Origin of the sequence: Pedobacter nototheniae (assembly GCF_032678625.1) — a bacterium.
Classification (GTDB): Bacteria; Bacteroidota; Bacteroidia; order Sphingobacteriales; family Sphingobacteriaceae; genus Pedobacter; species Pedobacter nototheniae_A.
This window is the reverse complement of record NZ_JAVTSO010000002.1, coordinates 307,204-320,056: the sequence shown is the minus strand read 5'-3', so window position 1 is coordinate 320,056 and position 12,853 is coordinate 307,204. Positions and strand designations below refer to the sequence as shown.

At 34.7% G+C, this 12,853-nt stretch carries 14 protein-coding genes; 6 read left to right on the top strand and 8 right to left on the bottom strand.

Features of this window, described 5'->3' with window-relative positions; genetic code table 11:
- Nucleotides 1-41: 41 nt before the first annotated feature.
- Together R2Q77_RS07115 and R2Q77_RS07110 are read left to right on the top strand one after the other, a co-directional pair.
- Complete coding sequence (locus R2Q77_RS07115; RefSeq protein WP_316803027.1) at nt 42-704, top strand: metal-dependent transcriptional regulator; 663 nt, start codon at nt 42-44, stop codon at nt 702-704.
- Complete coding sequence (locus tag R2Q77_RS07110) at nt 691-2,553, top strand: Nramp family divalent metal transporter (protein WP_316803026.1); 1,863 nt, start codon at nt 691-693, stop codon at nt 2,551-2,553. The genes R2Q77_RS07115 and R2Q77_RS07110 overlap by 14 nt, the downstream gene beginning before the upstream one ends.
- Before the next feature lie 5 nt (nt 2,554-2,558).
- Here R2Q77_RS07110 and R2Q77_RS07105 read toward each other — a convergent pair whose 3' ends face one another.
- Nucleotides 2,559-3,038, bottom strand: a complete 480-nt coding sequence (locus R2Q77_RS07105; protein WP_316803025.1) for a TlpA family protein disulfide reductase — start codon at nt 3,036-3,038, stop codon at nt 2,559-2,561.
- 222 nt (nt 3,039-3,260) lie between these two features.
- Between R2Q77_RS07105 and smpB the strand changes: the two genes are divergently transcribed.
- A complete protein-coding gene (gene smpB, locus R2Q77_RS07100; protein ID WP_131537335.1) occupies nt 3,261-3,710 on the top strand; it encodes an SsrA-binding protein in 450 nt (149 codons plus the stop codon).
- Between the two features lie 78 nt (nt 3,711-3,788).
- On the opposite strand, the gene R2Q77_RS07095 is transcribed toward smpB, so the two are convergent.
- A complete protein-coding gene (locus tag R2Q77_RS07095; protein ID WP_316803024.1) occupies nt 3,789-4,445 on the bottom strand; it encodes a protein-L-isoaspartate(D-aspartate) O-methyltransferase in 657 nt (218 codons plus the stop codon).
- A gap of 178 nt (nt 4,446-4,623) precedes the next feature.
- Between R2Q77_RS07095 and R2Q77_RS07090 the strand changes: the two genes are divergently transcribed.
- The gene (locus R2Q77_RS07090; RefSeq protein ID WP_316803023.1) at nt 4,624-5,304 is read left to right on the top strand and encodes a hypothetical protein; all 681 of its coding nucleotides are present in this window, start codon (nt 4,624-4,626) and stop codon (nt 5,302-5,304) included.
- On the opposite strand, the gene priA is transcribed toward R2Q77_RS07090, so the two are convergent.
- Together priA and R2Q77_RS07080 are read right to left on the bottom strand one after the other, a co-directional pair.
- On the bottom strand, nt 5,301-7,781 hold the full coding sequence (gene priA / locus R2Q77_RS07085; protein WP_316803022.1) for a primosomal protein N': 2,481 nt from the start codon (nt 7,779-7,781) through the stop codon (nt 5,301-5,303). The two genes, R2Q77_RS07090 and priA, sit on opposite strands and share 4 nt — an antisense overlap.
- The gene (locus tag R2Q77_RS07080; protein ID WP_316803021.1) at nt 7,781-8,167 is read right to left on the bottom strand and encodes a DUF423 domain-containing protein; all 387 of its coding nucleotides are present in this window, start codon (nt 8,165-8,167) and stop codon (nt 7,781-7,783) included. The genes priA and R2Q77_RS07080 overlap by 1 nt, the downstream gene beginning before the upstream one ends.
- Before the next feature lie 91 nt (nt 8,168-8,258).
- Here R2Q77_RS07080 and R2Q77_RS07075 point away from each other — a divergent pair, with 91 nt between their 5' ends.
- Nucleotides 8,259-9,830, top strand: coding sequence for a hypothetical protein (locus R2Q77_RS07075; RefSeq protein ID WP_316803020.1), 1,572 nt, complete (start codon nt 8,259-8,261; stop codon nt 9,828-9,830).
- A 26-nt stretch (nt 9,831-9,856) separates the two neighbouring features.
- On the top strand, nt 9,857-11,266 hold the full coding sequence (locus R2Q77_RS07070) for a DUF5723 family protein (protein ID WP_316803019.1): 1,410 nt from the start codon (nt 9,857-9,859) through the stop codon (nt 11,264-11,266).
- Here the strand turns inward: R2Q77_RS07070 and tsaB are convergent, their stop codons facing one another.
- The 4 genes from tsaB to rpmH all read right to left on the bottom strand — a co-directional run bounded on the left by tsaB (nt 11,267) and on the right by rpmH (nt 12,849).
- Entirely contained in the window at nt 11,267-11,953 is a 687-nt protein-coding gene (tsaB, locus tag R2Q77_RS07065) for a tRNA (adenosine(37)-N6)-threonylcarbamoyltransferase complex dimerization subunit type 1 TsaB (RefSeq protein WP_316803018.1), read from the bottom strand. It lies immediately after the preceding gene.
- A gap of 56 nt (nt 11,954-12,009) precedes the next feature.
- Entirely contained in the window at nt 12,010-12,240 is a 231-nt protein-coding gene (gene yidD / locus R2Q77_RS07060) for a membrane protein insertion efficiency factor YidD (protein ID WP_316803017.1), read from the bottom strand.
- Nucleotides 12,227-12,622, bottom strand: coding sequence for a ribonuclease P protein component (rnpA, locus tag R2Q77_RS07055; protein WP_316803016.1), 396 nt, complete (start codon nt 12,620-12,622; stop codon nt 12,227-12,229). The genes yidD and rnpA overlap by 14 nt, the downstream gene beginning before the upstream one ends.
- Nucleotides 12,623-12,690: 68 nt before the next feature.
- A complete protein-coding gene (gene rpmH, locus R2Q77_RS07050; protein ID WP_090883778.1) occupies nt 12,691-12,849 on the bottom strand; it encodes a 50S ribosomal protein L34 in 159 nt (52 codons plus the stop codon).
- Between the last annotated feature and the right edge of the window lie 4 nt (nt 12,850-12,853).

Here is a 12,853-nt window from a genome sequence, read left to right as displayed (position 1 = left end):
TTTTTTTAGATTTACCTAAAAATAAAATTAGAGACACATAAATGCAAAGCTTCACCGAAGAGAATTACCTCAAAGTCATTTATCATTTATCAGAAAGTGCAAATGCTGTTCAAACCAACGCAATAGCTGAGCAAATTCAAACCAAGCCAGCCTCGGTAACTGATATGATTAAAAAGTTAGCGGAGAAAGGTTTAGTTGATTACATTAAATATCAAGGTGTAACGTTAACAGAAAAAGGAAAACAGGCTGCCATTAATATTGTGCGTAAACATCGTTTATGGGAAGTTTTTTTAGTTGATAAACTTAATTTTAAGTGGGATGAGGTGCATGATGTTGCCGAAGAATTGGAACACATTAAATCAGAAAATTTAATCGAACGTTTAGATGAGTTTTTAGGATTTCCAAAATCAGATCCTCATGGTGATCCTATTCCAGATAAAAATGGTCGCTTTGCAAAAACTCAATTTATTAAACTGATAGAATTAAAAATTGGAGAGAGCGGTACCATCACAGGCGTAAGCCAGCATAGTTCAGCATTTCTAAAACATTTGGAAAAGCTGGGCCTAACACTTGGCAAACAAATTAAAATTTCTGATGTTACCGATTTCGATGGTTCAGTAGAAATTATAGTTGGTGATAAACAAATTAACATAAGCAGAGAAGTGGCAAAACATATATTAACAACAGAAAATGGCAAAATCTGAATCACTGAGTGAAGTTCATCAAAGCATTGCCACTGATAAGCGCAAAGGATGGCGCAGAATTTTAGCTTTTATTGGGCCCGCTTATTTAATTAGCGTAGGTTATATGGACCCCGGCAACTGGGCAACCGATTTAGCTGGAGGAAGTAAGTTTGGCTATCAGCTCATTTGGATTTTACTGATGTCTAACCTTATTGCGCTATTGTTGCAATCACTGAGTGCACGCCTGGGCATTGTACGTGGATTGGATTTAGCGCAAGCTTCTAAACACGCGTATCCCAGATGGGCAAATATTCCCTTATTTGGACTGGCACAAACTGCAATTATAGCCTGCGATTTAGCCGAAATTATTGGTATGGCTATTGGCCTTCAGTTACTATTTGGTTTACCTTTAATCTGGGGGATTTCCATTACAATCTTCGATACCATTCTTTTGTTGTTTTTATTAAACAAAGGAATGAGGGCCATGGAAGGTTTTATTGTATCAATGGTGTTTATTGTAGGCATCTCTTTTTTAGCAGAAATGTTTATTGTAGAACCTTCAATAAAGGAGGTGGTTAAAGGTTTTGAACCTTCGCTTTTAAGCGGTGATGCTTTATACATTGCCATTGGTATTATTGGTGCAACCGTAATGCCGCACAATCTTTATTTACATTCATCATTGGTCCAAACCCGAAAAATAGAGCGTACAAACAAAGGAATAAAGGAAGCTTTAAAATTTAATTTAATTGATACCACTGTTGCATTAAACCTTGCTTTTTTTGTTAACGCTGCCATCTTAATTCTTGCTGCTGCCGCATTTTATAAAAATGGATTACATGAAGTGGCTGAAATTCAGGATGCCCATAAATTATTATCCAACATCTTTGGAAATATTGCTCCAACCCTATTTGCTATTGCCTTAATTGCTGCCGGACAAAGCTCTACAGTAACAGGCACATTGGCCGGACAAATTGTAATGGAAGGACATATTAGTTTAAGGATCCAGCCTTGGTTAAGGCGTTTAATTACACGCTTACTGGCCATTATACCTGCATTTTTCACTATTCTACATTATGGCGATGATGCATTGGGTGGCTTATTAGTTTTAAGTCAGGTTGTTTTAAGTTTGCAGTTAGGATTTGCAATTATCCCATTAATTCATTTTACGTCTGACAAAAATTTAATGAAGGATTTTGCAATTAAACCCTGGATTAAAATTTTGGCTTGGACCAGTGCTGCAGGAATTATTGCTTTAAATGTAAAACTGGTTATTGAGGAGATTAGTACCTGGACCAAAGATTCCGGTGGCTGGTGGATTTATGTGATTATTTTTCCTGCTGTAATTTTAACAGTGCTATTCTTAATTTATGTATTTCTACACCCCATACTGGATAAAAGAAATCTTGAAAAACAAGTAGTTCCCCATGGTAATGCCTTATCAATCGGTAATATTGAAAAAATAAAATACGAAAGAATAGGCATAGCGATAGATTTTTCTAAAAATGACCGAAATACAATCAGACATGCGTTAATCCAGGGCGGTAAAGATGCACACTATTATTTAATGCATGTGGTTGAAACTGCTGCCGCACGTTACCATGGAGATATAGTTATGGACCATGAAACACAAAGTGATGCAGAAAACCTGGAAAAATACAAAAATAACTTAGCCGATTTAGGCTATGATTCCAGCACTTTTATTGGTTTTGGAAGTACAGCCAAAGCCATTGCTGACATTAGCAATAAGAATGAATTAGAATTACTGGTAATGGGTGCCCACGGGCATAAAGGCTTAAAAGATTTAATTTTTGGTACGACAGTAGATTCCGTTAGACATAAAGTTACGATTCCGGTGCTAATTATCAGGTAACAAAATTATTTTTTAACCGATTTAAGGACTGCTTTAATGCCTCCATCGCCACTGTTGTAAACCAATAATTTTCCGGTTGGAGAATAAAGGTACATCGCTGGATATTTTGAAGGTAAGAATGCCGGAATGAAGGTTTTATTTCTGTCTTGAAGTACAGTAACATTAGCTTTGGCATCTAATCCCGGAGCATAAGAAGTGAAAAACTGAGGAACAATGTAGGCCTCATCCAGGGTAACCATATAAATATTTATATTCTTAAACTGGGTATAATTTTCTTTTAAAACTTTCGCTTCTCTCTGGCAATGTTCGCAAGTACAATCAAAAAGAATAAATAAGTTTTGCTTGCCTTGTTTCATATCCTTATTGGAGAAAGCTTTTCCATCCAGTTTAAAAAATGTAAACTGCGGTAATAAACTTGGTTGTTGTGCTTTTGCCTGTACAGCAATAAATAAAACAAAGACGAAAAGAAAGTTTTTTAATTTCATTATTATATAGATTACCTTTCAAACATACCTCAATTAATTCTTTAAGAAACAATTAAAATTGAGGTTTTACAAACAGATGAACAACAATCTTGTTAAATATCTTCAAGATGATTTAATTAAAAATAGGTATAACATTAATTTTTAAGATATTTGCATCCCGGCTATTTGGCCAGCATTAAAACGTAGCGGAGGTTTAAACCCGTCAACAGAAAGAGATAAATTTTGAAAAACGATATTAATATAAAAAATAAAAGAGCCTATTTTGATTACAATTTAATTGACAAATATGTAGCCGGAATTGCGCTTTTAGGTACAGAAATAAAAGCAATCAGACAAGGTAAAGCAAATATGACCGATGCTTTTTGCATGTTTATAGGCGATATTTTATATGTAAGAAATCTTCATATTTCGGAGTATAGCCACAGTTCATTTTATCATCACGATATTAAAAGAGACCGTGCCTTATTGCTTCAAAAGAAAGAACTTAAAAAGTTAAGGGTAAAAGGTGAAGAAAAAGGTTATACCATTGTTCCTTTACGCATATTTATAAACGAACGGGGTTTTGCCAAAATGGAGATTGCTTTAGCGCAAGGTAAAAAAGAATTTGACAAACGCGATAGCATTAAAGACCGGGACAGCAAACGCGAGCTGGATAGGGCAATGAAAAGGTAAATCTGAGTATTTTACGTTGGGTGTTTCGGGTTTTAGTTCAAAAAGGCTTATGGCCACAGTCTAAATTCTAAACTAATTTCACCAGGCCTGATCTCCAACTAAAGGAACAAATCTAAAAGTATCCAAAATTATTTTTTCATAATCTGTATCGCTTACACGAATCACCGTTACCATCTTTTGTGTGTTTTCATCACCCACAGGAATAACCAATATACCACCTACTTTAAGTTGTTTCAATAATATTTCAGGAACAAGCGGTGCACCCGCAGTTACAATAATTTTATCGTAAGGGGCTTTTTCAGCTATACCTTTAGAACCATCACCACAATAAAAACTTGGTTTATAACCCATGCCCGGTAAAACCTGAATGGTTCTGTTAAAAATATTTTCTTGTCGTTCTATAGTAAAAACCGTTGCGCCCAGTTCCATTAAAATACAAGTTTGATAGCCGGAGCCTGTTCCGATTTCCAAAACCTTATCCCCTTTTTTAATGTGCAGCAACTCGCTTTGGTAGGCAACGGTATAAGGCTGAGAAATGGTTTGCCCATCTCCTATCGGAAAAGCAATATCCTTATAAGCCTGGTTCCAGAAAGTTTCATCAAAAAAGAAATGACGTGGCACCTTGCCTATTGCTTTTAATACATTTTCGTCCTCTATTCCACGAGATTTTAATAACTCTACAAGTTTCTTCCTTGCACCACGCTCACGATAATTATCAACAAATTTATAGGCCATTTGATGCCAAAATTAGCTTTTTTAAACGGGGAAACAAGGCTAAAATCATTCTAATCATATAAGTAACAGTAAATCAAAACTAAAAACATTTTCCTTAATTCAGACATAAGAATAATAATTGTAAGTTTAGTAAATAATTATTTTTACTTTTGAAATCTTTAAAAAACTACCATAATACATGAAAAGAACTCTGCTAAGCTTATTTATTTCCCTTACAACATTGGCATCCTTTGCACAATCGACCAGTGCCGATTATAATTATTCAGTAGGATTAAGAGTTTTCAGTTTAATGCAATTGCCAAAAATATTAAATCAAACCAATACGCAGGATTATACTAACGCATACGCAAACGGACTTATGCTGAAATTCAACGATAACCAGATTAGTTATAGAATTAGTGGAAATTACTTTCGCAATGATGTTAAGTTTGATAATACTTGTGCTACCTGTGAAATTGGTAGTGGTAAAGTAACAGATTATTCATTTAAAATTGGTTTTGAAAAAAACTTCAACTATTCAAGAATTCAGCCTTATTTCGCTTTTGATTTAGGCTATCGTTCCAATCGTTTTACGGGTATAGTTTCGCCTAAAATCCAATCTGCAAGCAGCGTTAATCAAACAGCAGACGTTACTAAAAATGGGCTGGTTTTAACTCCTGCTATCGGTTTAAAAGTAAATATTATCTCTCAGCTTGCTTTCTTTGCAGAAAGCAACCTTGATTTTTACTATTCTTATGAAAAACAGGATATTGCTGATCCAAACGGCGTTGCCCGTACTGTAAATACCTATAGAAAATGGGAGTTTTTGTTAAATCCAATTTCTGCCGGACTACAATTTAATTTAAACAGAAAAAACTAATACGGATCTACGTCAATTTGTGTAATTACACTTTTGAAATCTTTAGTGACGTTAAATTCAGTAAGGGTTTCTCTTAGTGCATTTTTAACCTTTTGAATTGCGGTGTGCTTATCAGCCTTAATTATGATTTGTTTAATGTAAAGGTTTCTTACACGGCTAACCAACGGTTGCTCTGGCCCTAATACACGCTGGCCGAATTTACTTTTAAGTGTATTGGCGAGTGCGCCTGCAGCACGGTCAAGTACATGCTGATCTTTATGTTTGATATACAGAAAAATCATTCTCGAAAAGGGCGGGTACAAGAATCTTTCCCGCTCCGCAATTTCATCATTGTACATGCCCAGGTAATCATTATTTACAACCTGTTTTATAATCCGGTTTTCGGCATCATAAGTTTGTATACACACATTTCCCTGGTCTGCCCGCCTTCCTGCCCTACCCGCAACCTGCGCAAGTAATTGAAAGCTTCTTTCATATGCTCTAAAATCCGGATAGCCAAGTAAAGTATCTGCGTTAATAACACCAATCAGGTTTAAATTGTCAAAATCCAGACCTTTTGCAACCATTTGTGTACCAATCAAAATATCGGTTTTTTTATCCTGAAAATCATTAAGAATCTGCTGCAAACCATTTTTAGTTCTGGTACTATCCATATCCAGTCTTGCAATACTAACTTCGGGATAAAGGAGTTTAAGTTCTTCCTCTATCCTTTCGGTTCCAAAACCTTTTTGCTCCACATGTACCGAACCACATGCCGGACATATATTTACGCTGCTTTGATAGTAACCACAATAATGACAATGCAATTTGCCACTACTTTTGTGGTAAGTTAAACTCACATCGCAGTTTACACATTTGGGTGTATAACCACAGGTAGCACATATTAAAATGGTGGCATATCCTCTGCGATTTTGAAAAAGTACAATCTGTTCTTTCTTTTCAAGGGCCAGGTCAATGTCTTTAATCAGCACGCTTGAAAAATAAGAAACCATCTTTTTCTTCTTGGTTTCTTCAGCGATGCTCACAACCTGTTGGTTTGGCAACTGAACGCCGCCAAAACGTTCTTTCATTTCTACAAGACCGTACTTCCCACTTAAAGCATTAAAATAACTTTCCAGAGAAGGTGTTGCCGAACCCAGAATTACTTTGGTTTGGTGTAAATGCCCGAGATAAATAGCGGCATCTCTGGCCTGATAACGTGGAGCAGGATCATATTGTTTGTAAGACGGCTCATGCTCTTCGTCAACTACAATTAACTTTAAATCCTGAAAGGGCAAAAAAACAGCCGAGCGCGCGCCTAAAATCACTTTATAAGCGCCACTTCTAACTTTATTCCAGATTTCTACCCGTTCACTATTGTTAAACTTAGAATGATAAACACCAATAGCATTTCCAAAATAGCGTTTAATGCGTTCAACAATTTGGGTGGTTAAAGCAATTTCGGGCAATAAAAACAAAACCTGTCCATTGCTTTCCTGTATAATTTTCTCAATCAGCTTTATATAAACCTGGGTTTTGCCTGATGCAGTAACCCCATGTAAAAGCACAACATCCTTTTCCAAAAAAGATTGGTTAATGCTTTCTAAAGCTTTCTGTTGCCCCTCGTTCAAAGTAAAGTTTACACTAAACTCTTCATCGTGTGCGGCAAGCCTGCTTACCGGGCGTTTCATAACAACAAAAATATCTTTATCGGTTAAAGCTTTTAATGCAGCTTGCCCGCAATTACTTTCATCAAGAAGTTGTTGTTTAGAAATGGGTATACCCGATTTATTAAGTTTAAGATAGGTAAGCAAAGCATCCAATTGTTTCGGCGCCCGTTCTAAAATCTCAAAAAGTTGTTTTAAGTTTTCTTCCTCAGTATAAAAATCGTTTAGTAAAATAAATGATTTCAGTAAAGGCTTATACTTTTGAACCACCTCTTCAGCAACATATATCAATTCTTTATCCAACAAATGATTGATGATTGGATATATGGTTTTTTGTCCTAAAAGCTTTGAAACATCATTAACAGTAAGCTTTTGCTGCTTTTTTAAAGCCGAAATAATTAATTCCTCTTTATCTGTTAAAGTGGTATCCTCGTTGTAATCTTCCCGCAGGATCAGGATGGTTTCACTTGCCAGTTTTAAACTTGCAGGCAGCGCCGCTGCCATTACATCACCTTCATTACACATATAATATTGTGTCATCCAGTTCCAAAATTTAAGTTGGTTGGAGGTAATCACTGGTTCGGCATCTATAACATCAATGATATATTTGGCCTCGTATGCAATTGGAGGATTAGTACTTACCGCACTGATCAATGCTGTGTAAATTCTGTGTTTACCAAACTGAACAACAACCCTTTTCCCAATTTCAATTTGATTATTTAAATCAAAGGGTACCCGATATGTGTAGTTTTTAGCCAAAGATAATGGCAAAATAACTTCAACAAAAAGTGTTTCTCTTTCTGAAAAAAAATCGGCTTCGGATGTGTTCATTATTTATCTTTTATTGCTGCAAAAAATAGCATAATCCAACCTAATACAAACAACAAGCCTCCTATTGGAGTAATAGGGCCTATTAAATTGGTAAAGCTTAAATTTAAAATGCTACGGGTGGCAAGCAAATATAAAGAACCGGAGAATAATATAATGCCAAAAGTAAAACAGAAATATGCAATATTTATAAGCTTATTTCTGTAACGGGCAAATGTAGAAAGATATAAAAGCGCAAATGTATGATAGAATTGATAATCTACACCTTTCTGCCAAATCTCAAGCGAAGGTGCATCTATTAAACTTTTTAAACCGTGGGCACCAAAAGCGCCTAACAAAACAGCAACAGCACCAAAAAAAGAAGCAGTAAGGATAATTCGTTTATTCATAAAACTTTGCTTAAAGCAACCGCTAAATTAATAAAATGGTAAAGAACTTCTTACTAATCGATGTAATAAATTAAATTTGTTGCATAAACACATGAAAAAAATAATAATTTTAATAAGTTCACTGCTGCTGGGTGTAGCCTTTATGGCTTATCTGTATTTTACAAAATTAAGTACGGATAATAACGCTAAGGACCTGGCCTTACAATCTGCAACTAATAATGCAGCTCTGATCTTTTCTTTTCAAAATGACAAGGGCTTTTATGATATTATTGCCGGACAAGGGCTTATACAACAGGTATTAGGAAAAGAAAAAACTAACCTATTAATCGACTTAAAAGATCGTATTATTAACATACCTGCATTGAACGGTTTTATTAAAGATCAGCAGATTTACCTGAGTGTTTTGCCTGATTCTAATAAAACACTTAATTTCTTATTAACGGTTCAAATCCAGTCAGAAAAAAACATTAAACAATTCTACAATCAATTAAAAACCAATGGTGTTATTGCTAAAAGCGGGGAACAAAATATTTTCATTTTAAAACTAAGCGATAGTACATCTATTTTTTTTGGTATTGAAAATAAAGTTGTAACTGCATCTACTTCTTTAAAGTTAGTAAAAGATGCAGAAATAAGATTGGCCGAAAACCCATTTACAGAATATATTAAAGAGAATAACCGGTATAATAAAAATGTACTTGCCCATATTTACGTTAATTTTAATCAGGCTCCTCTTCTACTTAAAAATATAATTGCGGGAAATATCAATGGCGAAATTTCTTTATTCAATAAACAAAATAGCTTCGCATCGCTAAACTACAATTTCAGCAAGGAGAAAATTTTATTCAATGGTAATACCGAACTGAGATCAACAGATAATTACCTTAAACTTTTTGAAAACACACCACCTCAAAACATTTCTATCACCAACCTACTTCCGGATAATACAGCAAATTACACTTTGTATGCTACTGACGATTACAAAGTGTGGTTTAAGAAATTAAACGGCTGGCTCACTGAAAAAAATGAAGCTGAGAAAGTATCAAAAATTATAAAGAGCATAAAAAATGAATATAGAACAGATTTAAATACTATATTTCCTGTATATGCTAAAAATCAATTCATTATTTTTCAGTTAAGTACCACAGAAAAATTAGGTGCAATTTCTTTAAGCAACGGAGAAAAGGTTAAGCAGCTTTTGCTGGATGTTAGTGCAGATTATGATGAAAATATTAAGCTTTTTAAATCTTCTGACATTTTATATTCTTATTTTGGTGAGCCCTTTAAAAAATTCAGCAGGCCTTATTATACCATTATTGATAACAATTTAATCGCCGCAAATAATGCGAGTACGATACAATCATTTCTTAGCCATTATAAAAACAACAGGCTTTTAATGCAAACTCCACAGTATATTGATGCGTTAAACCAAATTTCGAATACTTCAAACATCAGTTATTATATTAACACTAAAAATTCTTCTGATATTTTCAGAAACAATATTTTATTACCATTTTACAAACATTTAAGGGCTGACAGTGCATTAAAAAGTTTTGATACTTTTTACTATCAAATGAGTGCAGATAAAAATAAATTTATCACTAACATGCTTTTAAACAAATATTTAAAAACAGAAATACCAGATTCAACAAGCAACCGTTAATACAAAACAAGCTGTAACCTCGCCTCATGAAGAAACTTTTACTTGCCTTAATCATCTTATTGGGTGTTAGCACCCTGCATGCACAGCAATATTCGTTATTTGGGACGAAAACAATGTTTGATGCCTTTGAGAATCCATCACAAAAATCGTTCACATTGGATTCTTCCAGAAAATTTTCTTCCAACTTCTTTATGCCCTATTTTGGCGTAAATGGAGCAAACAAAGGTCCTGCAGAATATACCATTAGAAAATATACTCAGGAAGGCATAAATGACACCAGATCACTGGATATTGGAACGGGCAAACTGAATAACTTTTATGAAAACAGTAATGTTTACATTGCAGCCTTCCGCATGTTCAAATCTTATAAATATCAAAAGGAAATGGGCTTTTCCTGGCAGATTAGATCAGATTCTCATATAGATTATACCAACGAAACTTTAGCCATTTTTGATTCATACACAAGATTTCCAACCAATACTTTACTCAACAATATTTTTAACACCAGTGGCTACCAGCAAACTTATCACCAGTTTAGTTTTACCTATCGAGAAAACTATAATAAACGACTGGCTTTTGGATTAAAGGCCAGTTTACTGAGCGGTATTTTATACAACAAACTTAATATCTATAATTCAAGTCTTTACATAAACGAAGCACAAAACTCTTTAGCTATTGGTTTAAATGGTGTTTATTCAAGTAATTTCAGAGACACAAAAGAAATCGATAAAAAAACCTTCTTTCCTAATTTTAAAAACCCTGGATTATCATTTAGCTTCGGAACAAATTATACAAGTAAAAAAGGTTTGTTTTTAATGGCTAACATTAAAGATTTAGGTTTTATATGGTGGCGTAACAGCGCTCAAAGAACTTCTGTTAATACTGATAAACTTATTGAAGACCTTGCTTTTAACCAAAAAAATACAAATCAGGAAATTAAGGACATCTTTTTGCTTTCGGAGCAATCAAAAAAGTTTTTAAGTCCAACAAACGCTAAAGCAGATGTATACATTTCTAAAGTGTATGGCTTTTACAAACCTGGTTTAATCCTCTCAAAAAATTTATTTTATCAAGGAGGAGATGTTGCTTTAGTGAATACATTTAGTTACAATGATTTTTCGGCAAGTGTTACCCCTTTGTACAATCTAAACAATATTTTCATGGTGGGCTTACAGGGAAAGTACCAAACACCTAATTTCGAAGTTTTTTTAGGAACGGATAATTTAGTCTCAACGGCCAGCCAGGTAAACGGACTTATAAAAAGTGATGCAAGTATTGGCAGCGGACCTAATGGCGCTTCATTTTATATGGGTGTAGGCATTAAGTTTGGCAATGTTGTAAACCATCCGCAATTTAGCGACGTCATGCCAGGCATCAATGATAATGAAGGCGGGAGTTTTTTTAAGAACCTGTTTTCAATTTTCAAAAGAAAATAATCAGGCTTTCTTTTTGGGTTGAGTCAATACAAAATCCTTCAGATAAAAAGGTTCAAAGTAGGCTACATCTTCAAAATCACCGCTCCTAAAGGCATTAAAAGATAGTTCAGACATATAACTGGCCGAATTGAAATTAACTTCGCTAAAGCTTGAATTGGCGTGAGCTAATGTTTCGGCGCATTTTGCAGCACCATCACCTAAAAAAGTAACCTGGCTATGCTCAAGAATGGATTTGAAGCTCGTTTCATCAATAATTTTTGCAACTGTAGGTTCTAAAACGGCTAATTCAGCATCAAAAAGGGTTGTATAAACTTCCATCCTTCTTGCATCAATCATCGGGCAAACCAAATTACCGTAATCGGGGTTTTCAAAAAGAAAACCTGCTGCCATCATTTTAAGCGTTTCTACTGCAATTAATGGAATATCCAAGGCATAACACAAACCTTTAGCTGTAGAAACACCAATACGAAGCCCTGTATAAGAACCTGGCCCTTTACTTACTGCAACAGCATCCAAATCTTTATAGGTTAAACCTGCGGCTTTAATTACCTCTTCAACAAACAAAGTTAAATTACTGGCATGAAGGTTTTGTCCGCTCTCTTCTTTTAAAGCAATTGTTTTTCCATCAATAGATAATGCAACAGAGCAAATTGAGGTAGCTGTTTCAATCTGAAGTATTTTAGCCATGTGGCAAAGATAAAAAAGCTGGATGGTTTTAAGGTAGAAGGCTTAAAATTTTATTATTAGGGCACGGGATCGTGTCCGTGTTTTCCCCAAGGATGGCAACGACCTATTCTTTTAAGCGCCATCCAACCACCTTTAAATGGTCCGTATTTTTTTATTGCCTCCATTCCATACTGTGAACAAGTAGGTGTAAACCTGCAATTTGCACCCAGCATTGGGGAAATTGCATATTGGTAAACTCTGATTAAACCTAAAAAAAACCAGCCAAAAATTTTATTAATGATCTTCATTTGGTTGAATCAACGTTTTAAATCGTTTAAAAGTAGCGAGTAGTTTTTTCTCTAAGAAAGCATAATTATACTTCTCTTTACCTACAAATTGAATAGAAAATAACAATAAGCCTTTATCTGCCGGCAACTGGGTATAAAAATTTTCTTGTTTATTTAAACGGTAAACTTCCCGAATACGACGTTTTAACAGATTACGGTCTACTGCCCGTTTATATCTTTTTTTAGGAACATTGATCACAACCTGTGCCTGAACTTCAGCAGGCTGATCAATAAAAAGATAGGAAATACGAAATGGGTATAATAAAAAAGAAGAACCGTTTTTAAACAACAGATCTAAATGCTTTCTGCTGCATAACCGTTCTTCTTTTCGAAATGTGTACATATTTTTTTGATTGATAATTGCAGAATCTGATCTGCCGATTCCGGTTAATCCGGAAAAGCAATCAAAAATTATGCTTTGTGCTTACGCTCGTCAGAAACTGTTAATCTTTTTCTTCCTTTAGCACGACGTGATGCTAATACTCGTCTGCCGTTAGCTGTTGCCATTCTTTCGCGGAAGCCGTGTTTGTTTCTTCTCTTTCTTTGCGAAGGTTGGAATGTTCTTTTCATGACT